Genomic DNA, 23,493 nt, shown 5'->3' with positions numbered 1-23,493 from the left:
GACGGGGGAGGCCGCATGAGTCTCCTCGAACTCGACGACGTCTCGGTGACCTACCGCATCGCCTCCGGCGAGGTGCCGGCCGTACGCGGGGTGTCGCTGACGCTCGACCCCGGAGCGGCGCTCGGAGTCGCCGGCGAGTCGGGGTCCGGCAAGTCGACGCTGGCCATGGCGCTGCTGCGGCTGCTGCCGCGGGACGCCCGCGTCGGTGGCCGGATCCTGCTCGACGGCGAGGACGTGCTCACCATGAAGTGGGGCCGCATGCGGGCCGTACGCTGGGCCGAGGCCTCGATCGTGTTCCAGGGCGCGCAACACGGGCTCAACCCGGTGCGCAGGATCGGCGACCAGGTCGCCGAGCCGCTGCTGGTCCACGGCCAGGCCAGGCCCGAGGCGGCCCGCAAGCGCGTGGCCGAGCTGCTCGACCAGGTCGGCCTGCCCACCTGGCGGGCCCGCAGCTACCCGCACGAGCTGTCGGGCGGGCAGCGGCAGCGCGTGATGATCGCGATGGCCCTGGCCTGCTCGCCCCGCCTGATCATCGCCGACGAGCCGACCACCGCGCTCGACGTCATGGTGCAGGCCCAGGTGCTGACCCTGATCAAGGACCTGGTCGCCGAGCACGGCATCTCGCTCATCATGATCTCGCACGACCTGTCCGTCCTGGCCGACGTGTGCGACCGGCTCGCGGTCATGTACGCGGGCCGCATCGTCGAGCAGGGCCCGTCGGGCGAGGTGTTCCACGACGCCAAGCACCCCTACAGCAAGGCGCTGGCGGCGGCGTTCCCGACGGTGGGCGACCCGGCCGCGCGGCTGGCGCCGAAGGGCCTCGGCGGCGACCCGCCGGACCCGATGCAGCTCCCGACCGGCTGCTCGTTCCATCCACGCTGCCCGGTCGCGCTCGACGAGTGCGCCACCCTCGACGTGGAGCTGTGGCCGGCCGGCGAGCGCCGCACGGCCGCCTGCGTCCACGTCAGGGCGAAGGAGGAGGCGTCATGACGGAGACGCAGACCACGAAGGAGAAGGTCTTGACCGCGGGGCAGAGCCTGCTGGAGGCCCGCGACCTGCACGTGGAGTTCGTCGCGCGCGGCCGCCGCGCCCGCGCGGTCGACGGCGTCAACCTGTCGATCGGCGAGGGCGAGATCGTGGCCCTCGTCGGCGAGTCCGGCTGCGGCAAGACCACGCTGGCCCGCACCCTGCTCGGCCTCGAACGGCCCACCTCGGGCGAGGTCCGCTACGGCGGCACGGCGCTCGACTACGGCTCCAAGGCGCTCAAGGCCTACCGCAGGCAGGTGCAGCTCGTCCTGCAGGACCCGACGGGCTCGCTCAACCCCCGGCACACCGTCTACGAGGCGGTGGCTGAAGGGCCGCGCATCCACGGCCTGGCCGACGAGGAGAGCGTCGTCGCCTCCGCGCTGTCCAGGGCCGGGCTGCGGCCGCCCGAGCGGTTCTTCCTGCGCTACCCGCACGAGCTCTCCGGCGGCCAGCGGCAGCGCGTGGTGATCGCCGGGGCCCTCGCGCTCAACCCGCAGGTGCTGGTCGCCGACGAGCCGGTCGCCTCGCTGGACGCCTCCGTACGCGGCGAGATCCTCGCCCTGATGCTCAAACTCAGGGAGGACCTCGGCCTGTCGGCGCTGGTCGTCACCCACGACCTGGGGCTGGCCTGGAACATCGCCGACCGGGTCGCGGTCATGTACCTCGGCAGGATCGTCGAGTCGGGACCCGTCGAACAGGTGCTGACCGCGCCGCGCCACCCGTACACGCAGGCCCTGATGTCGGTGCTGCCGGAGTCGCCGGAGCGGGTGGTGCTGACCGGCGAGCCGCCCGACCCGACCAGGATCCCCGGCGGCTGCCGCTTCCACGTCCGCTGCCAGGTGCTCGCCTCCGGCAAGGCGGCCGAGGCGGGGGTCGACGGCAGGTGCCGCTCGGAGCTCCTCGACATCCTGCCGGCCGTGCCCGGGGCCCAGGCCGCCTGCCACTACGCGAACGTCGCCGGCTAGCCACGGCCGGGCGCGCGTGGACCGGCACGCGGCTCTAGCCGAGGTCGGCGTCGTGGACCAGGATGGCGGCCTGGACCCGGTTGGCCAGGCCCAGCTTGGCCAGCAGCCGGCTCACGTGCGCCTTCACCGTGGCCTCCGTCAGGCGCAGCTCGCGGCCGATCTCGGCGTTGGACAGTCCGCGGGCCACGGCCCTGACCACGTCCTCCTCCCGCCCGGTGAGCCCGGCGAGCTGCCTGCGCGCGGCCTCGGCACGTGAAGGGGCACGATCCACGTACGACGCCAGCAGTCGCTTGGTCACCGACGGGGACAGCATGGCCTGGCCGCCCGCGACCGTACGCACGGCGGCTGCCAGCTCCCTCGGCGGGGTGTCCTTGAGCAGGAACCCGACCGCGCCCAGGCGGAGCGCCTCGTGCACGTACTCGTCCAGGTCGAACGTCGTCAGCATGACCAGCTTGGGCGGGTCGGGCACGGCCAGCAGCCGGGCGGCGGCGGTCAGGCCGTCCATGCCGGGCATGCGCACGTCCATCAGCACCACCTCGGGCCGCAGCCGCCGCGCCGCCGCCACGGCCTCGGCGCCGTCGCGCGCCTCGCCGGCGATCGCGATGTCGCCGGCGGCCTCCAGGATCAGCCGCAATCCCGACCGTACGAGCTCCTCGTCGTCCACGATGAGCACCCGGATCACCGGAACCTCCATGTGCCGCGGGTCATGCCGGGATCCTGGCGCTCACCAGGAAGCCGCCGCCGTCCTGGGCGTTGGCGCGCAGGGTGCCGCCGAGCAGCTCGACACGTTCCCGCAGCCCGATCAGGCCCCAGCCCGCGCCGGGCAGCTCCTCGTGCGGCGCGCGCGGCGCCTCGTTGCTCACCTCCACCTCCAGCGCGTCGGTCCTGAAGCGGATGCGCACGTCCGCGCCGGCGTTCCCCGCGTGCTTGTGCACGTTGGTGAGCGCCTCCTGGACCACGCGGTACGCCGTCCGCTCCACGCTCGCCTCCACCGGCCGCGTCTCGCCCTCGTCGTGCCTGGTCACCGCGATGCCCAGGGCACGGCTCTGGTCGAGCAGCCGGTCGAGGTCGTCCAGCGTGGGCGGCGGCCGGCGCGCGCCGCCGGTGTCCTCGCCCAGCAGCTCGTGCGGAGGCGAGCGCAGAACGCCGAGCACGTCGCGCAGGTTGGCCAGCGCCTCCCGCCCGATCCCCGCGATCATGGCGGCCGACCGGGCGGTGTCGTCGTCGGCCGCACGCATCTCCATCGCCCCCGCGTGCAGGACGATGAGCGAGACCCGGTGCGCGACCACGTCGTGCATCTCCCTGGCGATCCTGGCCCGCTCCTGCGCCCTGGCCTGCTCGGCGCGCATGACCTGCTCGCGTTCCAGCCGCTCGGCCCGCTCCCTGGCCGCTTCCAGGACCTCGCGGCGGGCGCGTACCCAGAGGCCGAGCGCCAGCGGCAGCCCGATCACGGCCAGCGCCGTGGCCACCGCGTTGGCCGGGCTCGCGGTGGCGAGCCGGTGAGGGCCGTCCTGCCACTCGCCGACCAGCGCGGAGATCCCGCACACCGCCAGGCAGCCGCCGAGGTAGGCGGCTATGCCGCGGCTCCTGCTCAGCGTGAGACCCGCGTAGTAGGACGCGACCATCAGCGGCGGCCACATCACCAGCCAGGCGTACCCGACGGCCCCCACGACGGCCAGCGGCCACCAGGACCGCCTGACCTGCCAGGCGGCCACGCCCGCGGCGGCGGCGATCGCGGCCAGCACCGGGAGGGGCAGGTTCGACGGCACCCCCACCTGCCCGTGCACCACGAGCAGTGAGGCCGCGAACACACCACAACCGAGCAGGACGAACCGCATATCCACAGCGTAGGAGGTGTTAGGCGGGATGAATGACGACGAAAGTAGTAAGTTCCGCCTGCACCGGCGCGGGGAGGGTGTGGATCACTCGCGGAAGGCGTCGGCGTTCTCCGAGGCCCACTGAGCGAAGCCACGCGCCTCCCGGCCGGTGATCTCGCGCACGGTCGGCACCACCGTGTAGCCGATCTCGGGGGTGTTGCCGAGCGCGTCGATCAGGAACGCGATGGTCTGCTCGCCCATGCCGTCCGCGGCCCACTTCGCCCTGGCCTCGTCGGCCGTCAGCTCCACGAACGTGACGTCCTTGCCGATCGCGGACCCCAGGATCGCCGCCTTCTCCTTGGCCGTGATCGCCTCAGGGCCCGTCAGCGTGTACGCCTTACCGCCGTGTCCCCCTTCGGCCAGCACCTTCGCGGCCACGGCGGCGATGTCGCGCTCGTGCACCAGCGCGCTCAGCCGGTCGCCGAACGGCTCCTTGACGACGCCTTCCGTCCTGACAGAGCGGGCCCACCACTGCAGCGTGTTGGACATGAACTCGACCGGGTTGAGCAGCGTCCACTCCAGGTCGCTCGCGGCGAGTGCCTGCTCCAGGGTGCCGTCCTCGCGTCCGCCGAGCACCGTGGCCCGCCGTACGCCCGCCTTGGCGGCCAGGGCGACGAGCTCGGCGCCGTCGAGCAGGGCGGCGTAGTCGTCGCCCGCGAAGTTGATGAAGTGCACGCCGGTGACGCCGTCGAAGACGCCGCCCAGGGAGCGGGGATCGGCGAGGTCTCCGGCGACGACCTCGACCCCTTCGGGGAGTGCGGCCTTGGCGGGGTTCCTGGTGAGGGCCCGAACCTGCCGGCCGGCTTCGAGGAGCTCCTCGACGACGTGACGGCCGACGGTCCCGGTGGCCCCGGTGACGAGCATGGTCATGTGAACCCCTTCGACGGAACGGAACGTTCTGCTCTTATGCTAACAGAACGGAATGATTCATTCCAATACGCTGCCGTCGGCGCGCCGACGAAGTCGGGTTCCGCATCGTCAGCACCGACGGCAACGGCCCCGGCATGCCGGTTGCCGGCGTGCCGGGGCCACAGGCTCGTGCCGACCTCGGTCAGAAGGCGCTTATCGCCGCCGGTGCGCGCTCGGCCCGGCTCAGGGTGCGGATGACCGCGGTGGCTCCGTGGCGGTGCACGGCCAGGCGGGCCAGCAGGTCCACGACGGGCTCGATGACGGCCGGCGGCAGTTCGGGCGTGTCCACGCCGACGCTGGCCGCAAGGTCGTCGGAGTGCACGACCAGCTCCACCAGCCGGGTGAGCAGGAAGTCGTCCAGCCGCAGGCACCAGCCGGCCCAGGGCAGCAGCACCACCCGGTCGGCCGGCTCGGCGGGCAGCGCGGCGCTCAGGTGGTCGAGCAGCGCCTGGGCCTTGTCCGCCAGCGCCGCGGCCCCGCAGGCCGCGGCCGCCTCGCCGCCGCGCCTGATGCCCACGTTGCTCTCGTGGTCGAGGCCGGCCTGCACCCACGGAGAGCGCGAAAAGTGCTCGATGAGGTCGACGGGTTCCTGGACCTCGCCGTCCGCGGGAAGCACGTCACCTACCCTGACGAGCTGGTGAGCCAGGTGCCCGGCCAGTCCCGCGACGCCGAACTCCGTCAGCGCGCTCGGCTTGTCCCACGACGCGCCCACGGCGGGGTGGCGCAGGAGCGACACCGCCGACGTCGCGGCCACCAGATAGGACTGCCTGCTCTCCCCCATTTGCCGCCCTTTCCCCAAATCAGGTGGTACGCGCCAACACTATCCGTTCACCACGCGGCGGATATGGCCATCCTCAGGCCAGGGCCTTCCTGATCGCCGACCTGACGAACGCCCGCGCCAGCCGTGCCCTCCTGAACCGGCTCAGGACCGGAGGCGGGGCGCCGTACCTGCGGGCGCGGATGTCGGCCACCACGGTCTCCGGCGCTCCCAGCCCGGCCGCCACCTCCAGAGCCTCCCGCTTGCTGATCAGGCGACCCTCCCGCAGGGTCACCGTGGCCCTGGCGACCGTCAGCACGCCCAGGTCCACCCAGACCTCCTGCAGCCAGCGCCGCCGCGCCCGGGTCTTGGCCAGCCAGAAGTCACGCAGGTCCGACCGGATGAACGCCTCCAGCTCCGCGTCCGACACCGGCGGCAGCACCTCGCCGGGCGGCGGGCCGTACAGCCGCAGGGGCGCCGTGTGCAGCTCGCGCCGCGTGACGGCGGTGACGGGACGGCGGAAGATGCGCTCGTGCGCCCACGTCACATGCTCGGCAGCGAGATCGTCCAGCTCCTGCCGGGGCATGTACGAGCAGTGCAGCAGGCCGGCGAGCGGCTGGTCGAGCGAGCGGTGCACGGCCTTGATGTCGCGCCACTGCTGCATCGTCACGGGCGAGTCGAGCACCGCGACCAGGTCGAGGTCGCTGCGGCCAGGACGGTAGTCGCCGGCCCCGAGCGAGCCGTGCGCCCAGAGCGCGACCAAGGGGACGGCAGGTCCGATCCGGTCGAGAAAATCCTTCAGCAGGCGTTCGGTCGCTGCGTGCATGATGGCCACTATGATCCATTCACGGCGGGCAGGAAAGGTCGCGCTGATCACAGGTGTGGGCCGCACCGTCGGCATCGGGGCGGGGATCGCCCGGCGGCTGGCGGCGTCGGGCTGGGACATCGCCTTCTCCCACTGGTCCCCCTACGACGAGCGCATGGCCTGGGGCGTCGAGCCGGGCGCGACCGGCACGATCACCGCGGCCCTCGCGGACACCGGCGCGGCCTCGGTGGCGATCGAGGCGGATCTCTCCGACGTGACCACCCCAGCCAGGATCTTCGACGAGGCGGAGCAGGCGCTGGGCAACGTCACCGCGCTGGTCATGTGTCACTGCGAGTCGGTCGCCTCGGGCCTGCTCGACACCACCGTGGAGAGCTTCGACCGGCACTTCGCGGTGAACGCGCGGGCCACCTGGCTGCTGATCCGCGAATACGGCCTGCGTTTCCGCGGCACCCACGGAACCGGCCGGATCGTCGCCCTCACCAGCGACCACACCGTCGGCAACCTGCCCTACGGCGCGAGCAAGGGCGCCCTCGACCGCATCACGCTGGCGGCCGCGCACGAGCTGGCCCACCTCGGCGTCAGCGCCAACGTGGTCAACCCCGGGCCGGTGGACACCGGGTGGATGCCGGACGAGGTCCGCGAGCAGTGCGTACGCCAGACGCCGCTCGACCGTCTCGGCACGCCCCAGGACACCGCGCACCTCGTCGACTTCCTCTGCTCGGAGCAGGGCCAGTGGATCAACGGCCAGGTGCTCATGAGCAACGGCGGCTTCGGCTGAGGGGGTCAACGGCCGGTTCGCTGATGAGCATCGTCCCAGGCCGGCGGTGTCCCGGCGGGGGCGCAGCCGGTGCGCACCGCCGGAAAAAGCTTGGCGCCCGTCCGGCCGCCGCGGGCATGATGGCGACATGATCGATCCACGCCTCGCAGGGAGGGTCGCGCTGATCACCGGCGCCAACCAGGGCATAGGCGCCGCCACCGCGGTCGCGCTGGCCGCCGAGGGCGTCGCCGTCTTCCTCACCTACAAACGGCTCGCCCCCCTGAACGATCCGGCCACTCCACCCGCGTACGACCAGGCCCGCGGCTCCGACGCCGGCGAGGTGCTGCGGCGCATCCGGGAGGCGGGCGGCACCGCGGAGGCCGCCGAGGCCGACCTGGCCGACCCGCGGACCCCGAAGGTCCTGTTCGACCAGGTGGAGAAGGCATTCGGCCCGGTGGAGATCCTGGTCAACAACGCCAGCGGCTGGCTGAGCGACACCTTCTCTCCGGCGGGCCGTGACGCCATCGGGCGCCCGCTGCGGCCGGTGGACGCCGAGACGCACGAGCGGCAGTTCGCGGTCGACGTGCGCGCACCCGCGCTGCTCATCTCGGAGTTCGCCCGGCGCCACGTCGAGCGCGGCGCGACCTGGGGCCGCATCGTGGGCCTCACCTCAGGCGGCCCCGACGGCTTCCCGACCGAGGTCTCCTACGGCGCGGCCAAGGCGGCCCAGGAGAACTACACGATGTCGGCCGCGCACGAGCTGGGCGCGTACGGCATCACGGCCAACATGGTCTATCCGCCCGTGACCGACACCGGCTGGGTCAACGCGGAGGTGGAGAAGCTGGTCGCGCAGAGCGGCGTGCTGCGCGAGGTGGCCCAGCCCGAAGACGTCGCCGAGGTCATCACTTTCCTGGCCTCCCACCAGGGCAGGAAGGTCACCGCTCAGACCATCAGGATGTTCTGAGCGGTGACCCCCGGCCGGCTGGGGGCGCACCGGCCTTCGCCTACATCGAACGTGAAGCGCCGATGCCTACCGTCAGGCACATGCACAGCGACCAGAGTCTCCTGCAGCGCAGAGTCGAGCAGGCGGTGTGGGGAGTCGCCATCGGCGTCTCGATGTTGTTCGCGACGGCCCTTCCCTGGGCCGTCACGTATGAAGACGTCGGGATGAAAAGGCTCGCCACGGCGCGCTCGCTGGTGGATCTCGCCCTCGCCGGATGGGAAGAGCATGATCGTGCCCTACCCGTCCTGATGTTGATGATGTGCGTCGCGACGACGCTCGCCGCGTGGTTCGGCGCCGCGAAGCCGCACTATTTCGGGTTGGCGTCGCTGACGGGTGTCGTGACCGCGGTGATTCCCGTCGCGATCTCCTTATGGGATCCGGGTGAGACGAACAACGTCACCCCCGAAGCCCTCACTCCCGCCTACGGCATGTTCGTGGCCGTGATTCCCATCCTCGCCCTGCTCGTCGCCACGATCAGAGCCCGCGTCTTCCGCGGGGCGGGAGCCCCCGCGGTCGACCGCCCGGTGCTCAGGTGAGCTCTCACGGGCCGGTGTCGAAGAGCGCGCTCACCGACTCGCCGTCGTGGATGCGGCGCATGGCCTCGGCCAGGGCGGGCGCGATCGACAGGACGGTGAGCTTGTCGCAGGGCTTGGGCGGCGGCACGGTGTTGGTGCAGACGATCTCCTCGACCTCCGGCAGCGCACCCAGCCGTTCCAGCGCTCCGGCCGAGAACAGCCCGTGCGTGCAGGCCACGCGGACCGATCTGACGCCCCGCTCGCGCAGCCGGTCGAGGAGCTCGATGACCGTGGAGCCCTTGGCGATCTCGTCGTCCAGGATGATCACGTCCTTGCCGGCCACCTCGCCGATCACGGAACTGATCACCACGCGGTCGTCGCTGAAGCGCTGTTTGGCGCCCATGGCGACGTCGGCGCCGAGCAGGCGGGCGAAGGCGGCGGCCTCCTTGGCGTTGCCGAGGTCGGGGGAGACGACGACCGTGTTGGACAGGTCGTACCGGCGGAAGTGGGCGGCCAGCTCGCGCAGGGCGTGCAGGTGGTCGACGGGGACGCTGAAGAAGCCGTGCACCTGCGGCGAGTGCAGCGTCATCGCCAGCACCCGGCTGGCCCCGGCGGACACCATCAGGTCGGCGACCAGCCGGCCGCCGATGGAGATGCGGGGGGCGTCCTTCTTGTCGCTGCGCGCGTAGGCGTAGTGGGGCATGACGACGGTGGTCCGGGCGGCGGAGGCGCCGCGGGCGGCGTCGAGCATCAGCAGCAGCTCGACGAGGTTCTCCTGCGTCGGCGGGACGAGCGGCTGGATGAGGAAGACGTCACGCTCGCGGCAGTTGGCCTGCAACTGCACTTCGAGCACGTCGTTGGCGAACCGGTGAACCTGGACGGGGTGCAGGGGAGTGCCCAGGTGGGCACAGATCTCCTCCGCGAGCTCGGGGTGGGCGCTGCCGCTGAAAACCGTTATGTCTCGCACGATTCCGTGAGCTTAGCAACCCCGCCCCGGCGTTCATGAGAGCAGCTCGGGGGTGAGCGCGTCGAGATTGGGCAGGACGCGCCAGGCCAGGGCGAGCGCGTCGGGCGCCGGCGGGTAGCGCGGGTGGGGTACGGCGATCACGTGCATGCCGGCGGCGTGGGCGGAGCGCAGCCCGTTGCTGGAGTCCTCGACCGCCACGCAGCCGCGGGGGTCGACGCCCAGCCGCCGGGCCGCCTCCAGGTAGCCGTCGGGGGCGGGCTTGCCGCGCGCGACCTCCTCGGTGGACACGGTGGCGGCGAAACACTCCTTCAGGCCGGCCGCGTCCAGCACCACGTCGATCAGCGTGCGCGGGGACGAGCTGGCCAGCCCCAGCGTGTTGCGCTCGGCCAGGCGCCGCACCGCCTCCACCGCCCCCGGCAGCAGCGGCACCCCGTCGCGGTAGCGGGCGGCCATCTGGTCGACGACGCCGCGGGCGATCTCGGCGGGCGGCCTGCGCACTCCGAGCTCGTTCAGGTAGGCGGCCCACTCGGCGGTGCTCATGCCCATGAGCCTGGCCTGCGTGTCCGGCTGCCAGGCGCCGCCGTGCTCGGCCACGAACGTCCGGCGCACCTCCTCCCACACGGGCTCGGAGTCCACCAGCACGCCATCGAGGTCGAACACGCAAGCTCTCACGACCGCGAGAATACGCGAATGGCGACCGGCGAGGCTCTGCTGTCATATGTCCTTATTGCCCGAGATTCATGCTATTAGGGAAGTCTGTTGAGCTATGGGGAGTGATTCCCGGGCATGCCACACGGCATGGCAGACCTTCCACTTCACGACCAGGGCGACTTCGCGGACGCCGACCGCGGCTTCATCGCGAAGCTCAGCCCGGCGGTGGTCAGAACGGCGGACGGCCGGGTCGTCTGGGACGGCGACTCCTACGACTTCCTCCAGGAGGACTGCCCGGAGACGGCCCATCCCGGCCTCTGGAGGCAGAGCCGGCTCTGCGCCAGGCAGGGACTGTACGAGGTCACCAGCGGCGTCTACCAGGTGCGCGGCCTGGACCTGTCGAACATGACGCTGGTCGAGGGCGATCGGGGCGTCGTCGTGATCGATCCGCTGATCTCCACAGAGTGCGCCGCCGCGGCGCTGAAGTTGTACCGCGCCCACCGCGGCGACCGCCCGGTCACCGGCGTCATCTACACCCACACGCACGTCGACCACTTCGGCGGCGTGCGCGGCGTGACCGACGGCGGCGTGCCGATCCTGGCCCCGGCCGGGTTCCTGGAGCACGCCGCGTCCGAACGGGTCTACGCGGGCCACGCGATGACCCGCCGCGCCGTCTACCTGTACGGCCGGGCGCTGCCCCGCTCACCCGAGGGGCAGATCGGCTGCGGCCTCGGCATGACCGCCTCGACGGGCACCGTGTCGCTCATCCCGCCCACGCTGGACCTCACGCGTACCGGCCAGGAGGAGACGGTCGACGGCATCCGCATGATCTTCCACCTCACGCCGGGCGCCCAGGCTCCCGCGGAGATGAACCTGCTCCTGCCCGACCACCGCGCCCTCTGCCTGGCCGAGAACGCCACCCACAACCAGCACAACCTGCTGTCCCTGCGCGGCGCCGCGGTGCGCGACGCCCGCGCGTGGGCGCGCTACCTGACCGAGGCGGTCTCCCTGTTCGCCGACCGGGCCGACGTCGCCTTCGCCTCGCACCACTGGCCCACCTGGGGCGGCGAGGCCATCGTGCGCTTCCTGGAGCAGCAGCGCGACATGTACGCCTACCTGCACGACCAGACGCTGCGCCTGATCAACAAGGGCCTGACGGGCCCCGAGATCGCCGAGGCCATGACCATGCCGCCCCAGCTGGAGCAGGCCTGGCACACCCACGGCTATCACGGCTCGGTCTCCCACAACGTCAGGGCCGTCTACCAGCGCTACCTGGGCTGGTTCGACGGGAACCCGGCCCACCTGTGGGAGCATCCGCCCAGGGAGAGCGCCATCCGCTACGTCGAGTGCCTGGGGGGCGCCGCCGGCGTGGTGGAGTTCGCCCGGCGCTACATCGGCGAGAACGACCTGCGCTTCGCCGCCCAGCTGCTCAACCACGCGGTCTTCGCCGACGAGGGCAACAAGGAGGCTCGGGATCTGCTCGCCGAGGTCTACACGAGGCTGGGCCACGGGGCCGAGAACGCCACCTGGCGCAACTTCTACCTCATGGGCGCCCTGGAGCTGGGCGACGGCATCGTGCCCGCCACCATGGACGTCACCTCTCCTGATCTGCTCGCCGCGCTGAGCGTCGAGCAGATCTTCGACTCCATCGCCATCCGCGTCGACGGGCCGCGCGCCTGGCACGAGCGGCTGGCCATCGACTGGCACCTGACCGACCTGGGGGAGCGCCACCGTACGACGTTGAGCAACGGCGTGCTCGTCCAGCAGCGCGACCCGCGCGACGCCGCCGCCGACCTGACCCTGCGGCTGACGAAGGAGCAGCTCGTGGGGTTGCTGGCGGGCAAGGGCGTCGAAGGGGTCGAACGCGAGGGCAACACGGCGGCGCTGCAGCGGCTGGTCGCCGTACTGGACCGGCCGGTGCCGGACTTCGCCATCGTGACGGCCTGACCGGGACTCCTCGCGAGCTAGACCCGGCCCACCCGCGCCCCACGGCCGCGTAGGGCATCTCACCGGGTTCACTGCGGACGCCTCCCACGAGGTGCGCACTCCTCTGGCCGGGTTTCGGCGTTTCCCCTTGCTACGCGTCGTGCCGAATCCGGTCACCGGTAGGACCGAAGTCGATGCCCGCCAGTTCGGCCCGCGACGAGACGCCCAGCTTGGGATAGGCCTTGTAAAGGTGGAAGCCCACGGTTCTGGGGCTGAGGAAGAGCTGGGCGCCGATCTGCCGGTTCGTGGCCCCGGTGGCGGCGAGCCGCACCACCTGCAGTTCTTGAGGGGTCAGGGTGTCGAGCGGCGCGGTGTCGGCGCGGGGGTTCGGCGCGGTGGCGGGGACGCCGGTCGCGGCCAGTTCCATGCGGGCTCGCTCGGCCCAGGGCGCGGCTCCCATCGTGGTGAAGTCAGTCAAGGCGGCGCTGAGTTGCGCGCCGGCGTCGGCGCGGCGCCGTGCCCGCCGCAGCCATTCGCCGTACATGAGCTGAGTCCTGGCTCGTTCGAAAGGACGTCCGCCCAGGGCGTGCAGGGCGAGCGCCGAGCCGAAGTGCGCCTCGGCTTCGTCGCGAGGGGCGAGCAGGGCGTGGCAACGGTGGGCGACGGCCGCCGCCCATGGCCGGCCGCTGGCCGCTGCCCAGGCGTCGAACCGGGCGAATGCCGAGGTCGCCCGGTGGGGCTCGTTCAGGCGGGCACACGCCTCGACGTGGTCGGCGATGGCGAAGGTGACGATCACAGTGTGGCCGAGCGGCCCGTCAAGCACCCGTGCCATTCGCTCGGCCACCGCGTCGTAGCGCGTTCGTACGAGGTCGAGCAGGGTGAGCGCGCATCCGCCCCACCCGGAGCCGTTGCGCTCCTGGGAGGTGCCCTCAGCCTGGCGGGCGAGGCGGAGGCATTCCTCGTCCTCGCCTCGGATGGCGGCCAGGCGCGCCAGGATGCCGTGAAGGTGCACCAGCCGTCCCGCCTGTCCGGTGTCGTGCGCGATCCGCCAGGCTTCGGCGCCGGATTCGGCGGCCTCGGCGTGCCTGCCGCACAGGATCTGCGCCTGGGTGAGGAGTTGCAGCGCGTGTGGCAGGGCTCCGATGAGCCCTTGATGGCGGCAGGCTTCCACCCGGGCGGCGGCCAGTTCCCTGGCCGCGTCGTCGTCGCCGGTCATCAGGGCGCTGAAGACGGCGTACGCCCCGGCGGCAGGGTCGGTGGCGATGCCCCAGGCCGTCGAGGTGTCCGGGTCGGTCTCGGTGGCGTCGGCCGCGGGAATGGCGGAACGCAGAAGCGGCAGGCCCGCCGCCGGGTCGCCGGCGGACACCCGCTCCATGCCGCGTACGGCCGCGACCACGGGGGTCAGACGGGCCCCGACGCCGGAGCCGAGAGACTCCAGGAGATCGGCGGCCTGCCCGAGTGCGGTGTGGTCCCCGGCGAACCAGGCCTCGCCGGCGGCCGTGGCGAGCAGCGACGCGGCTTCGGCGGGCGCGGCCTGCACGACGCCCGCGCCGGCGACGGTGATCAGCATGTGGGCGGCCTGTGCCGGGTCGCCCTGCTCGGTCTCGACCGCGGCCCGTACGGTGGTCAGCCGGGCCAGCAGCACGGGGTCCGTGGTCAGGCGTCGGCCCCTGTCGGCGGCGGCACGGGCACGGGGGAGCTGACCGGCGCCGAGTGCTGCCTGTGCGGCCGCCGCCAGCCAGCGGGCGCGCCTGTCCCGGTCGACGGTGAGTTGCGCCGCCCGCTCGTAGGCGGTGGCGGCCGACGTGTTGCCGCCGAGCCCGCGGGCACGCTCGCCGGCGGCCGCGAGGATGGTCGAGATTTCCTCGTCGGGCTCGAGGGCGGCGGCTGAGAGATGCCAGGCCCTGCGGTCGGCGTGCTCGTCGTCGACGAGGAGGTCGGCCAGCACGCGGTGGGCGGCCACGCGGCGGGCGAGAGGCGCCTCGTGGTAGGCGGCGGCCTTGATCAGCGGATGCCGGAAGCGCAGCCGGCCGTCGGAGACCTCCACCAGGGCGGCCTGCTCGCAAGGTTCCAGGTCTTCCGGCGTGGCACCGAGTGCCTGTGCCCCCTTCAGGACGAGCGGCAGACTCCCCGATCCGTCGGCGGCGGCGACGAGGAGCAGCAACCGGGCGCGTTCGGGCAGGCGCCGGATCGCGGCGCGCAGTGACTGCTGCAACCGCCCGGCGAGGGAAGGCCCCGGCGGCTGCAGGGGAAGCGGCGGAAGGCGTCCGGCCCGTTGCTCGGGGGTCAGGCTCCCGGCGAACTGCAGGAGCGCCAGCGGGTTGCCCTCGGCCTCCTCGATGACGCGATCGCGCGCCTCGGGCGTGAGATCGTCCGCGCGCTCGGCCAGCAGCCGCGCGCAGTCATCCATGGCAAGAGCGGTGAGCCGCAACTCGGGGACGCCGGGCAAGGTCGGATCCGTGTCGTCACGGCCGGCGAAGATCATGGAGATGCGTTCGGCCGCCAGCCTGCGCGCGGCGAACAACAACGCGTCCACCGACGCGCGGTCCAGCCACTGCACGTCGTCGACGAGACACAGCAGCGGACGCTGCTCGGAAAGGTCGGCCAGCAAGGTCAGCACCGCGAGCCCGACGAGGAAACGGTCCGGAGTGTCCCTCTCGTCCTCTCCGAACGCGCCGCGCAGCGCCGCCCGTTGTGCGGCGGGAAGCTGGTCCACGAGGTGACGAGCCGGTCGCAGCAGCAAGTGCAGGGCGGCGAAGGGCAGCTCGGACTCGGCCTCGACGCCGGTCGCCCGCAGCACCAGCACGTTGTCGGGTGCCGTGCTCGCGAGGTGCGCCAGCAGGGCCGACTTGCCGATCCCGGCCTCGCCGTACACGGCGACGGCGTTGCCCTGCCCGGCGCGGGACTCGGCGATCAGGCCTCCGAGGAGGGCAATCTCCGCGTTCCGCCCGATCACGGTACCCGACCTTACCTAACCGGCCGGCGGCCCCCGCGGGCCGGTCGGGTAGACACCGGTCACCGTGACTGATCCAGCCGTGGCCGCCGGGCCGTACGGTCGGGTGCGACTGCCCCGATGACTGGAGGAAACCTTGAACGACGCGACGGCCATCGTCGTGGAGCCGGTGGGAACGGTCGTCGGCGGGCGCGCAGAGGCGTTCGACGATGACTGGAACACCGAGCAGGCGCTGATCCGCCTCGACGGGACGAGTTTCGGGCCGGACTCCCTCGCAGGACTGGAGACGTTCTCACACCTGGAGGTGGTGTACCAGTTCCATCTCGTGCCTCCCTCCTCCGTGCACACCGCCGCCCGCCGCCCTCGCGGAAACCCCGACTGGCCGGAGGTCGGCATCTTCGCCCAGCGGGGCAAGAACCGCCCGAACCGGCTGGGCGTCTCCCGTTGCCGGCTGCTCGCCGTGGACGGCCTCGACATCCACGTACGCGGTCTGGACGCCATCGACGGCACGCCGGTGCTGGACATCAAGCCCTACATGACCGAGTTCGGCCCGCAGGGCGAGATCGTTCAGCCGCAGTGGTCGATCGAGCTGATGCGGGCCTATTACTAAGGAGGCAAAGGTATGCACGAGGTGATCGTCGTAGGAGCGGGGCCCACCGGGCTCCTGCTCGCCGGGGACCTCGCTCATCCGCCCGGACGGCTACGTCGGCTGGGCCGGTGCGGAAGCCGCCGAACTGCGCGAGGCCCTGTCCCGGCTGGCAGGCACTCCCAGCCTCCACCGTTTCGAGGCCATCGAACGGAACGCCTTGTGACAGCGGCGGGGCAAGGCTCGGGTCGCGCTGACCGGCGCGCTCGGCACGGGTACGAGGACTACATGATCCGGAGCTCTTGGGAGGATGTGTCATGGTCGCTGAGGGGATAGAGGAGATCACATCAGAGGAGGAGATGGACGACCTTCTCGGGACGCCGTCGAAGCGCGTTGCGACGAAGGTGCGCTCTCGCCTGCACGAGCACGACAAGCAGTGGCTCGCGGTGTCCCCCTTCTGCCTGGTGTCCACCTCTGCCGCCGACGGCTCCTGCGACGCATCGCCCAAAGGCGACCCTGCGGGGTTCACTCTGGTCCTCGACGACACGACCATCGTGATCCCGGAACGTCCCGGTAACCGGCGCGCCGACGGTTTCCGCAACGTGCTGAGCAACCCCCAGGTGGGCCTGCTCTACGTGATCCCCGGCCGCGGTGACACGTTGCGCATCAACGGCCGCGCCCGGATCCTGCGCGAGGCCCCGTTCTTCGACCGGATGATCGTCAAGGGCTACCGTCCTCGGCTCGCCCTCCTCGTTGAGATCGAGGAGGTCTTCTACCACTGCTCCAAATCCTTCCTTCGCTCCTCCCTCTGGAAGCCCGAGACGTGGACTCCCGACGCGGCCCCCTCCAGGGCCCGCATCGCCAAATCCCTGGAACGTCCCGACGAGGAGCTGGAAGACCTGGAGGTCTACTACGGCCCGCAGTACGGCCGGCACTTGTACGGCTGACCGTCACTCCACTCCTGTCATCGGATCGGATGCGGGATGACCGCCGTGCCGGGTGGCGTCCACCAGAGCCTGGAACAGGCGGAGCGGGTCCTCGGCGACGCGGTTGCATACGTACAGCCACCACTGGGTGCCGAACACGATGTACTCCCTGACCGGATGCCCGCGATCCCGCATCGTCGGCAGCTGATCGTCGCCGAGTCCGAGCAGCATCTCGACCTCGTAAGCGCCGGAGTCCCGCCGCATATGCGGCTGCAGCTCATCGAGAAGGTCCAGGTCGTGGGTGGCGATCGAGCAGAGGTGGCCGCTGTCCAGCAGGAGGGTCGCGTACGCGAGGAAGGCCGCCCGCAGCTCGTGGCTGTCACGGGGGTGGGCGATGGACTCGTGTTCAAGGAAGGAGCCCTTCACCAGGCGGATGCGGCCGGGCAGCCGCAGCAGGCGGGTCAGGTCATCGGCCGTCCGGTGCAGACGGGCCTGGATGGTGACGCCGACGTGGTCGAAACGCTCGCAGAGACGTTCGTGGGTCCACAGGATGAGATCCGTACGAGCGGAGCCCTCCGCCGAGATCATCATCTCCTGGCCCGCGGCGGCCGTGGCCTCGGCTAGCCGGGTGGCGTTGGCGAGCCCCAGCTCCCGGTCCACCACCGAGCCGATATGGGAGAGATCGAGGGACACCGAGCAATTCGTCCCGCGGGCTGCGGCCTGCCGTGACAGGTCGAGGAATATCTCGGTTTCGGCCGTGGCCAGGCCGGCGTCCCGGCAGCTCTCCCCCATGTAGTCAAGGGTGGCGGACCTGCCCTCCGCGTTCACCAGGGCGGCCCGGGCGAGCGCCTCGGCAACGGTCTGGCCACCGACGTAGCGTTCGGCCACCCGCCAGGCCAGCTTGCGTAGTGCGGGGTCTGCGGCGACGTGGTCCTTGAGGACCTCGTCAAGGGCCAGTGCTCGCATCGCCTCGGCAGCCTGCTCCATTACGGTCATCATCATCCTTTCACCCGAGAGCCGGAACTCTATCGCCAATGGAGATTTTTTTAGAAGGTACTATCTCTCCGGTGAAGGCGGTAGTGGCTTCCTAGAAGGCGACCGGCAGGCGGTGCACACCGTAGATCGCCATGTCCGTACGGATCGGGATCTCCTCGTCGGGAGCGGCCAGCCGGAGGTCGGGGAACCTGCGGAACAGGGCCGGGTAGGCGACTCTCATCTCGATCCTTGCCAGCTGCTGGCCCAGGCACTGATGGACGCCGTGGCCGAAGCCGAGGTGCCCGGCGGCGTCCCTGGCCAGGTCGAACGTGTCCGGATCCGGGAATTTCGCGTGGTCGCGGTTGACCGCGGGGATCGAGACGACCAAGGTCTGACCTGCGCGGATCAGCGTGCCGTCCAGCCAGACGTCTTCCAGAGCGGCGCGCTGCGCGCCGAACTGGATGATGGACAGATACCGCAACAGCTCCTCGACCGCGTTGTCGATCAGCGTCGGGGCGGCGCGCAGGGCAGCCAACTGCTCCGGATGGCGCAGCAGCGTCCAGGAGCCGAGCGCGAGCATGTTCGCCGTCGTCTCGTGCCCCGCCACCAGCAGCAGCATCCCGATCGCCCGCAGCTCCTCGTCGGTCAGTTCGCCGCCCGCGATGAGGCCGCTGAGGAGGTCGTCGCCCGGCTCCGCGCGCTTGGCGGCGACGAGCCGTACGAAGAACTCGTGCAGCTTGGTGAGCGCGGCGATGACATCGTGCTTGTCCGCGTCGAGCTTCAGCACGGTGGCGGTGGTGCGTTGGAACTCCTCCCTTTCCCGGTACGGCACGCCGAGCAGCTCGCAGATGACCATGGACGGGATCGGTAGTGCGAAGTCCTGGACCAGGTCGGCGGGGGAGCCGGCCCGTGCCATCGTGTCCAGGTGCTCTTCGGTGATCTGCTGGACCCGGGGGATCAGCCGGTTGATCCGCCGCACGGTGAACTGGCCGGTCAGCAGCCGCCGGTAGCGGGTGTGCTCCGGAGGATCCATCCGGATGAACCAGCCGGGTATGGCGGGTGCGAACGACTCCTGACCGAGCGGATGGGGATACGGCATATGACGAAGTTCCTGCCGGGCGCTGAAGCGCGCGTCACTCAGCACAGCCCGAGCCGTCGCCATGCGGGTCACCACCCAGCCGACGTGGCCGTCGGGGAAGGCCAGCGGGTGCAGTGGGCCGTCGGCGGCCAGCCGCCTGAGCGCGGCGGGCGGGTCGAAGGGATGGTCTCGGACGGTCGGCAGCAGATCCATGCGGCACTCCTTCATGCATTTCGTGAACTGTGTAAAATTGCTCGGATGACACTCGACGACCAGGAGTTCCTGGAGCGGTTCGCGATGATCATGTCCGAGTCCGGCTATCCCCGGATGGCGGCCAGGGTCTTCGCCGCGCTGCTCGTCTCCGACGACGGCCGGCTCACCGCCGCCGAGCTGGCCGACCGGCTCCAGGTGGGCCCGTCGGCGATCTCCGGCGCGGTGAAATACCTGATGAACGTCGGAATGGTCGCCCGCGAGCGTGATCCGGGCGAGCGGCGTGACCGTTACCGGGTCGATCAGGTGGCGTGGTTCACGGCGGCTCTGGCTAGCGACCACGTCTACCGCCGTTTCGAGGAGGGCGCCCTGGAGGGCCTTGCGGTGTTCGGCCGGGACACGCCGGTAGGGGCGCGACTGGAGGAGACCCGGCGGTTCTTCGCCTTCCTTCGCAGGGAGGTGCCCATGCTGATGCACAAGTGGCTGGAGCAGGAGTCAGGCGATGTCGCGCCGGTGCAGGCCGGCCAGCCCGACGGCGCCCAGGGCGGCGGCGACCGCGCTCAATAGCACCAGGGGTGCCACTGTCACCTGCCCGAGCACGACCCAGGGCACGTGCACGAACGGGATGACGACCAGCACAGACTCGTCGACCTGCCCCAGCATGCCGAATACGTCGAGCAGGATGAACACCACCCAGATCCCCCACGCGGCCATCGACAGGCGCGGCAGCAGGCCGGCCAGGAGGACCGCGATCCCGGTCATCGCCCACACAGCGGGCAGATAGGCCAGCGCGGCTCCCAGCACCAGGGGCAGCTTGCCCAGGTCGCCGCTGCTCGCGCCGTATGCGAGCCCGGCGCCCGCGCCGAGCGCGATGAGCGCCGCGGCTTGCCCGGTCACCGCCATGACCAGATGGCCGAGCGCCCACCGGACGCGGCTCGTCGGGGTCGCCAGCAGCAGGTCGGCGCGTCCCTCCGTCTCCTCCGTCCGCAGCCGCAGCGCGGACAGGATGCCGTAGGCGGCGATGATCCAGGCGAGCATGGACAGCAGGTAGTTGACGAAGAAGTCGACCGGCTCGGCATCGCCGGCGCCCACCCTGGCGATCATCTCCATGATCTGCGGAGCCTCGATCTGCTCCTCGATCTCGCCAGAGACGGCGCCGCCCAGGGCAAGGCCGCCCACCGCGAAACCGGCGGTCCAGCCCAGGAGCTGGCCGCGGTGCAGCCGCCAGGCCAGGGCGAGGGCGCTGCGCAGGCCGGGCGCCGCCGCGGACGGCCCGAGCCGCGCGGGCAACGACCCGGCGGCCAGGTCACGGCGGGCCGACAGGCGGTAGGCGATGCCTGCCAGCAGCACGACCAGGGCCAGCAGCAGCAGGAGAACCCACCAGCGTTCGTCGGCGAACGCTCGTGTCCGAGCCGTCCAGCCCAGTGGTGACATCCACGACAACCAGGCCGCACCGCCCACGTCGCCGACCGCGCGGATCAGGAAGAAGGCGATGAACACGGCGACGCCCATCCCCCTGGCCGCCACCGCGCTCTGCGTCAGTTGCGCGGTGACGGCGCCGACCGCGGCGAACGTCCAGCCGGCGGCGGCCAGTGACAGGGCCAGAGCGCACGACCCGGAGGCGGGCAGCCCCGCGCCAATGAGAGCCCCTGCCATGAGGACGGCGATCACCAGGTTGGCGGCGAGCACCACGGCCAGCACCGCGGTCAGCGGCGCGTGCCTGCCCACCGCCCCCGCACCGACGAGCTCACGGCGGCCCGATTCCTCCTCGACCCTGCTGTGCCGGATCACCAGAAGCATGCTGACCAGCCCGAGCAGCATGGCGCCCGCACTGGACACGGTGTACGCGGTCAGCCCGCCCACGCTCGCCTCGAACACGGGGCCGCGGGTGGCCACCTGCGAGAGGTTGGCCGTCGCCGCGTCGGCCGCGCCGTGCAGATCCTCAGCGGTCGGATAAAGGGCGGCCGTGCTGGAGGCGATGCTCGCCGGGTAGACCGCGGCCAGCAGGCCCCAGACGGGTAGGAGCAGTCGGTCGCGGCGGACGATGAGCCGGGCGAGCGCGCCGGTCCCGGTCAAGACGCTCATCGGGCAGCCACCCTCCGGGGCCGCGCGCCGCTGCTCGCCGTCTTGTAGTGCCGTATGAACAGGTCCTCCAGCGTCGGCGGCGCTGCCGTGACGCCGCGCAGCCCCAGCGCGGCCAACCGGTCGAACAGCGCGTTGAGATGGCGGGGCTCGACCTGGCAGGCGATCTTCAGGCCGTCGATCCGCAGATCGTGTACGCCGGGCAGACCGGCCAGGTCGGCCGGCGAACTCGCCACCTCCGCGACCACGGACGTACGGCTCAGGTGGCGCAACTCCGCCAGCGTGCCCGACTCCACGATGCGCCCCGCCCTGATGATGCTCACCCGGTCGCAGAGCGCCTCCACCTCCGACAGGATGTGGCTGGACAGCAGCACGGTACGGCCGCGCGCCTTCTCCTCCGCCACGCTGTCCCTGAAGACCGCCTCCATCAGCGGGTCCAGGCCGGAGGTCGGCTCGTCGAGGATGAGCAGTTCCACGTCGGAGGCGAGCGCCGCGACCAGCGCCACCTTCTGCCGGTTGCCCTTGGAGTAGGCCCGGCCCTTCTTACGCAGGTCCAGCTCGAACCGGTCGACGAGGCTCGCCTTGCGCCGCTCGTCCACTCCTCCGCGCAGCCGGCTCAGCAGATCGATCACCTCGCCGCCGGTGAGGCTGGGCCACAGGGTGACGTCGCCCGGCACGTAGGCCAGCCGGCGGTGCAGCTCGGTGGCGTCGGCCCAGGGATCGCCGCCAAGCAGGCGAGCCTCGCCCGCGTCGGCGCGCATCAGGCCGAGCAGGATCCGGATGCAGGTGGATTTGCCTGCTCCGTTGGGGCCCAGGAAGCCATGGACCTCGCCGCTTCGGACGTCCAGTTCGAGACCGTCCAGCGCACGTGTCCGGCCGAACGTTTTGACGAGGCCGGACACGGAAATCGCGTCTGTCATGGCTCGAAGCTACACTAGATTCACAAATTTTGTGAAATATGTGAAAGATTGCAACTGTCAAGATCAAGACACCGCACGGGCTGCCACATGCTTCGAAGTCAGGTTGCCAGGGCCCGCCGAGAGCCACTCACTCCGGTTGCGGGACCAGGGTGTTGTGCCGGGCCACCGCCCACCAACGGCCGTTCTCTTTGACAAGCACGTAGAGGGCGACCATGACATGCTCGCGGTCGATGAGCTCACCCTTGTCGTTTGCTGCGCGAGCTCCCTTGTGGGCAATGGCGACATCCGGACGAAGGAACACGACGTCGAGCACGTCGTATCGCACGTACTCATCCTTCAGGAACCCGGCGAGTCCGGCCCGGCTCGCCTCGAGCACCACGTCGCGACCGTGAGCCAGCATGCCGACGGCGTTGCCCATGATGGCATTGCTTGCCAGATCTGACACCATGAGCTCGGCGTCGTTGGTGTTGTAGGCAGTTTCGACATTCTTGATGATCTGCGCGATGGCCTCGCGGTCGGCGCTGTGATCGACGCTGGAGTCCTCGATAACCGGTGCTTGGACGTTTGTGTGCATGCGGAACACTCAAGCACCTCAACCAAACTTGGGGTCAACACCGGCAGTATGTGTTGATAATCACGTCGTTTGGCCTGCCAGTAGTCGTCGACCTGGTGCTCCAGGCCGACAAACCCCGTTGACGTAGCAGCGGGGCGGCCATGCTTCTCGCAAGGCGGCGGCCCGCCTCGGCTTTCTGGAGGCGCAGCGTGCAACGGGGAGGGGCGCAGCCGCGGCGTTCGGCCTTCCGCCTTCCCGTCAGGGCGCTGATCGCCGTTCTCGCACGGCCTGGCCGATCGAGGCCACCACGGTCGCCGAGATCTGCGCGGCAGCCGAGATCTCCCCCGCGACGTTCTTCACCTACTTCCCCGCCAAAGAAGACCTGGTCTTCGCTGACCAGCCGGATCAGGTGGAGACGGTCAACGAGCTACTGGCCGGGCGGCGGCCCGGCGAATCCATGCGCGAGGTGCTCACGCGCGTCTCGACATCCAGGCCCAGTGGGCAGAAGCCCTCGAGGTGGCCTTTCCCGACGAGCTCGACGACACCGAGGCGCACGCGATCATCGGCTCGCGGGCGCGGTGATCGCTGCCGCCATGGGCCAACCTTCGCCGCGGCGACGCCGCGCTGCGCTAGGTGCGGGCCGCCTCCGCGTGCAGCGCCTCGCAGGCCAGCCCGAGCAACGTCACCAGCACCGCCGCGAACACCGGTCCCAGCGTCAGCGGCGCCGTCAGCTCGCCCGCGTGCCAGGCCGCCGCCGCGACCGCCGCCGACGTCAGCACCGTCACCCCGAACATGGCCGCCCACAGCGGCAACATCCGCAGGTAGGCGAAGAGCAGCCCGAACACCGGCCACACGAACGGGGACGCCGCCACGGCCAGCGCGGCCCAGCCGCCCGTCACCAGGCCCAGCCAGACGAGCGCCGGGATGGGCCGGCGTTCGATCACCGGGCCGGTGGAGTGGACGAGGCCGAGCAGCACACCTCCGGCGGCCACGGCCACGAGGCCGTCGCGCAGCACGGTGACGATGGCGAT

General features: G+C 71.2%; 24 protein-coding genes. 11 read left to right on the top strand and 13 right to left on the bottom strand.

Going from position 1 to position 23,493, the window contains the following annotated elements; genetic code table 11:
* Window positions 1-15: 15 nt before the first annotated feature.
* Window positions 16-990: an ABC transporter ATP-binding protein gene (locus ACZ6SA_RS06010; protein WP_465826848.1), complete on the top strand. Its 975-nt coding sequence runs from the start codon at window positions 16-18 to the stop codon at window positions 988-990.
* Complete coding sequence (locus ACZ6SA_RS06005) at window positions 987-1,991, top strand: ABC transporter ATP-binding protein (protein ID WP_347649184.1); 1,005 nt, start codon at window positions 987-989, stop codon at window positions 1,989-1,991. The genes ACZ6SA_RS06010 and ACZ6SA_RS06005 overlap by 4 nt, the downstream gene beginning before the upstream one ends.
* Window positions 1,992-2,025: 34 nt before the next feature.
* Here ACZ6SA_RS06005 and ACZ6SA_RS06000 read toward each other — a convergent pair whose 3' ends face one another.
* The 5 genes from ACZ6SA_RS06000 to ACZ6SA_RS05980 all read right to left on the bottom strand — a co-directional run bounded on the left by ACZ6SA_RS06000 (window position 2,026) and on the right by ACZ6SA_RS05980 (window position 6,360).
* Complete coding sequence (locus ACZ6SA_RS06000) at window positions 2,026-2,673, bottom strand: response regulator (protein ID WP_465826847.1); 648 nt, start codon at window positions 2,671-2,673, stop codon at window positions 2,026-2,028.
* Between the two features lie 22 nt (window positions 2,674-2,695).
* Window positions 2,696-3,829 (bottom strand): sensor histidine kinase, encoded by a 1,134-nt coding sequence (locus tag ACZ6SA_RS05995; protein ID WP_347649182.1) that lies wholly within the window; start codon window positions 3,827-3,829, stop codon window positions 2,696-2,698.
* 84 nt (window positions 3,830-3,913) lie between these two features.
* Window positions 3,914-4,738 carry an NmrA family NAD(P)-binding protein gene (locus ACZ6SA_RS05990; protein ID WP_465826845.1) on the bottom strand — a complete coding sequence of 275 codons (825 nt, stop codon included), beginning with the start codon at window positions 4,736-4,738 and terminating at the stop codon, window positions 3,914-3,916.
* A gap of 181 nt (window positions 4,739-4,919) precedes the next feature.
* Window positions 4,920-5,558 (bottom strand): maleylpyruvate isomerase N-terminal domain-containing protein, encoded by a 639-nt coding sequence (locus tag ACZ6SA_RS05985; protein ID WP_465826844.1) that lies wholly within the window; start codon window positions 5,556-5,558, stop codon window positions 4,920-4,922.
* 73 nt (window positions 5,559-5,631) lie between these two features.
* Window positions 5,632-6,360, bottom strand: a complete 729-nt coding sequence (locus ACZ6SA_RS05980; protein ID WP_465826843.1) for a nucleotidyltransferase domain-containing protein — start codon at window positions 6,358-6,360, stop codon at window positions 5,632-5,634.
* Window positions 6,361-6,370: 10 nt separating this feature from the next.
* On the opposite strand from ACZ6SA_RS05980, the gene ACZ6SA_RS05975 reads away from it, so the two are divergent.
* From ACZ6SA_RS05975 to ACZ6SA_RS05965, 3 genes are all read left to right on the top strand, one after another.
* Entirely contained in the window at window positions 6,371-7,138 is a 768-nt protein-coding gene (locus ACZ6SA_RS05975) for an SDR family oxidoreductase (RefSeq protein ID WP_347649178.1), read from the top strand.
* A gap of 127 nt (window positions 7,139-7,265) precedes the next feature.
* A complete protein-coding gene (locus ACZ6SA_RS05970; RefSeq protein WP_347649177.1) occupies window positions 7,266-8,081 on the top strand; it encodes an SDR family NAD(P)-dependent oxidoreductase in 816 nt (271 codons plus the stop codon).
* A gap of 80 nt (window positions 8,082-8,161) precedes the next feature.
* Complete coding sequence (locus ACZ6SA_RS05965) at window positions 8,162-8,656, top strand: hypothetical protein (RefSeq protein WP_347649176.1); 495 nt, start codon at window positions 8,162-8,164, stop codon at window positions 8,654-8,656.
* Window positions 8,657-8,660: 4 nt separating this feature from the next.
* Here ACZ6SA_RS05965 and ACZ6SA_RS05960 read toward each other — a convergent pair whose 3' ends face one another.
* Window positions 8,661-9,602, bottom strand: a complete 942-nt coding sequence (locus tag ACZ6SA_RS05960; protein ID WP_347649175.1) for a ribose-phosphate diphosphokinase — start codon at window positions 9,600-9,602, stop codon at window positions 8,661-8,663.
* 33 nt (window positions 9,603-9,635) lie between these two features.
* Window positions 9,636-10,274, bottom strand: a complete 639-nt coding sequence (locus ACZ6SA_RS05955) for an HAD family hydrolase (protein ID WP_465826841.1) — start codon at window positions 10,272-10,274, stop codon at window positions 9,636-9,638.
* Window positions 10,275-10,400: 126 nt separating this feature from the next.
* On the opposite strand from ACZ6SA_RS05955, the gene ACZ6SA_RS05950 reads away from it, so the two are divergent.
* Window positions 10,401-12,200, top strand: coding sequence for an alkyl/aryl-sulfatase (locus tag ACZ6SA_RS05950; RefSeq protein ID WP_347649173.1), 1,800 nt, complete (start codon window positions 10,401-10,403; stop codon window positions 12,198-12,200).
* Between the two features lie 130 nt (window positions 12,201-12,330).
* Here the strand turns inward: ACZ6SA_RS05950 and ACZ6SA_RS05945 are convergent, their stop codons facing one another.
* Entirely contained in the window at window positions 12,331-15,135 is a 2,805-nt protein-coding gene (locus tag ACZ6SA_RS05945; protein ID WP_465826840.1) for an AAA family ATPase, read from the bottom strand.
* A 133-nt stretch (window positions 15,136-15,268) separates the two neighbouring features.
* Here ACZ6SA_RS05945 and ACZ6SA_RS05940 point away from each other — a divergent pair, with 133 nt between their 5' ends.
* From ACZ6SA_RS05940 to ACZ6SA_RS05930, 3 genes are all read left to right on the top strand, one after another.
* Window positions 15,269-15,742 carry an SAM-dependent methyltransferase gene (locus ACZ6SA_RS05940; protein WP_347649171.1) on the top strand — a complete coding sequence of 158 codons (474 nt, stop codon included), beginning with the start codon at window positions 15,269-15,271 and terminating at the stop codon, window positions 15,740-15,742.
* Window positions 15,743-15,818: 76 nt separating this feature from the next.
* Entirely contained in the window at window positions 15,819-15,944 is a 126-nt protein-coding gene (locus ACZ6SA_RS05935) for an aromatic-ring hydroxylase C-terminal domain-containing protein (protein WP_465827095.1), read from the top strand.
* A 133-nt stretch (window positions 15,945-16,077) separates the two neighbouring features.
* Complete coding sequence (locus ACZ6SA_RS05930; protein WP_465826838.1) at window positions 16,078-16,665, top strand: pyridoxamine 5'-phosphate oxidase family protein; 588 nt, start codon at window positions 16,078-16,080, stop codon at window positions 16,663-16,665.
* A gap of 3 nt (window positions 16,666-16,668) precedes the next feature.
* Here the strand turns inward: ACZ6SA_RS05930 and ACZ6SA_RS05925 are convergent, their stop codons facing one another.
* Both ACZ6SA_RS05925 and ACZ6SA_RS05920 read right to left on the bottom strand, forming a co-directional pair.
* The gene (locus tag ACZ6SA_RS05925) at window positions 16,669-17,646 is read right to left on the bottom strand and encodes a proline dehydrogenase family protein (protein ID WP_347649169.1); all 978 of its coding nucleotides are present in this window, start codon (window positions 17,644-17,646) and stop codon (window positions 16,669-16,671) included.
* Between the two features lie 85 nt (window positions 17,647-17,731).
* Window positions 17,732-18,910, bottom strand: coding sequence for a cytochrome P450 (locus ACZ6SA_RS05920; RefSeq protein ID WP_465826837.1), 1,179 nt, complete (start codon window positions 18,908-18,910; stop codon window positions 17,732-17,734).
* Window positions 18,911-18,955: 45 nt separating this feature from the next.
* On the opposite strand from ACZ6SA_RS05920, the gene ACZ6SA_RS05915 reads away from it, so the two are divergent.
* Window positions 18,956-19,474 (top strand): GbsR/MarR family transcriptional regulator, encoded by a 519-nt coding sequence (locus ACZ6SA_RS05915; RefSeq protein ID WP_347649167.1) that lies wholly within the window; start codon window positions 18,956-18,958, stop codon window positions 19,472-19,474.
* Here ACZ6SA_RS05915 and ACZ6SA_RS05910 read toward each other — a convergent pair.
* From ACZ6SA_RS05910 to ACZ6SA_RS05900, 3 genes are all read right to left on the bottom strand, one after another.
* Complete coding sequence (locus tag ACZ6SA_RS05910) at window positions 19,403-20,992, bottom strand: ABC transporter permease (protein ID WP_465826835.1); 1,590 nt, start codon at window positions 20,990-20,992, stop codon at window positions 19,403-19,405. The two genes, ACZ6SA_RS05915 and ACZ6SA_RS05910, sit on opposite strands and share 72 nt — an antisense overlap.
* Window positions 20,989-21,909: an ABC transporter ATP-binding protein gene (locus ACZ6SA_RS05905; RefSeq protein WP_465826833.1), complete on the bottom strand. Its 921-nt coding sequence runs from the start codon at window positions 21,907-21,909 to the stop codon at window positions 20,989-20,991. Before ACZ6SA_RS05905 ends, ACZ6SA_RS05910 begins: the two co-directional genes overlap by 4 nt.
* A 127-nt stretch (window positions 21,910-22,036) precedes the next feature.
* Entirely contained in the window at window positions 22,037-22,483 is a 447-nt protein-coding gene (locus tag ACZ6SA_RS05900; RefSeq protein WP_347649291.1) for an SgcJ/EcaC family oxidoreductase, read from the bottom strand.
* A 298-nt stretch (window positions 22,484-22,781) separates the two neighbouring features.
* Between ACZ6SA_RS05900 and ACZ6SA_RS05895 the strand changes: the two genes are divergently transcribed.
* Window positions 22,782-23,483 (top strand): hypothetical protein, encoded by a 702-nt coding sequence (locus ACZ6SA_RS05895; RefSeq protein ID WP_465827093.1) that lies wholly within the window; start codon window positions 22,782-22,784, stop codon window positions 23,481-23,483.
* The last annotated feature ends 10 nt before the right edge of the window (window positions 23,484-23,493 follow it).

Source organism: Nonomuraea sp. NPDC049378 (genome assembly GCF_055586745.1).
Note: the sequence above shows the minus strand (reverse complement) of the source record. Positions and strands in the feature narration are given on the sequence as shown.

Bases quoted from the DNA above. Each gene is read 5' to 3' on its own strand.
- ACZ6SA_RS05910 (WP_465826835.1), bottom strand. From the start codon at position 20,992: ATGAGCGTCTTGACCGGGACCGGCGCGCTCGCCCGGCTCATCGTCCGC.
- ACZ6SA_RS05965 (WP_347649176.1), top strand. From the start codon at position 8,162: ATGCACAGCGACCAGAGTCTCCTGCAGCGCAGAGTCGAGCAGGCGGTG.
- ACZ6SA_RS05975 (WP_347649178.1), top strand. From the start codon at position 6,371: ATGATCCATTCACGGCGGGCAGGAAAGGTCGCGCTGATCACAGGTGTG.
- ACZ6SA_RS05995 (WP_347649182.1), bottom strand. From the start codon at position 3,829: ATGCGGTTCGTCCTGCTCGGTTGTGGTGTGTTCGCGGCCTCACTGCTC.
- ACZ6SA_RS06005 (WP_347649184.1), top strand. From the start codon at position 987: ATGACGGAGACGCAGACCACGAAGGAGAAGGTCTTGACCGCGGGGCAG.
- ACZ6SA_RS05970 (WP_347649177.1), top strand. From the start codon at position 7,266: ATGATCGATCCACGCCTCGCAGGGAGGGTCGCGCTGATCACCGGCGCC.
- ACZ6SA_RS05915 (WP_347649167.1), top strand. From the start codon at position 18,956: ATGACACTCGACGACCAGGAGTTCCTGGAGCGGTTCGCGATGATCATG.
- ACZ6SA_RS05920 (WP_465826837.1), bottom strand. From the start codon at position 18,910: ATGGATCTGCTGCCGACCGTCCGAGACCATCCCTTCGACCCGCCCGCC.
- ACZ6SA_RS05985 (WP_465826844.1), bottom strand. From the start codon at position 5,558: ATGGGGGAGAGCAGGCAGTCCTATCTGGTGGCCGCGACGTCGGCGGTG.
- ACZ6SA_RS05905 (WP_465826833.1), bottom strand. From the start codon at position 21,909: ATGACAGACGCGATTTCCGTGTCCGGCCTCGTCAAAACGTTCGGCCGG.
- ACZ6SA_RS05980 (WP_465826843.1), bottom strand. From the start codon at position 6,360: ATGCACGCAGCGACCGAACGCCTGCTGAAGGATTTTCTCGACCGGATC.
- ACZ6SA_RS05930 (WP_465826838.1), top strand. From the start codon at position 16,078: ATGGACGACCTTCTCGGGACGCCGTCGAAGCGCGTTGCGACGAAGGTG.
- ACZ6SA_RS05950 (WP_347649173.1), top strand. From the start codon at position 10,401: ATGGCAGACCTTCCACTTCACGACCAGGGCGACTTCGCGGACGCCGAC.
- ACZ6SA_RS06010 (WP_465826848.1), top strand. From the start codon at position 16: ATGAGTCTCCTCGAACTCGACGACGTCTCGGTGACCTACCGCATCGCC.
- ACZ6SA_RS05925 (WP_347649169.1), bottom strand. From the start codon at position 17,646: ATGATGATGACCGTAATGGAGCAGGCTGCCGAGGCGATGCGAGCACTG.
- ACZ6SA_RS05900 (WP_347649291.1), bottom strand. From the start codon at position 22,483: ATGCACACAAACGTCCAAGCACCGGTTATCGAGGACTCCAGCGTCGAT.
- ACZ6SA_RS05990 (WP_465826845.1), bottom strand. From the start codon at position 4,738: ATGACCATGCTCGTCACCGGGGCCACCGGGACCGTCGGCCGTCACGTC.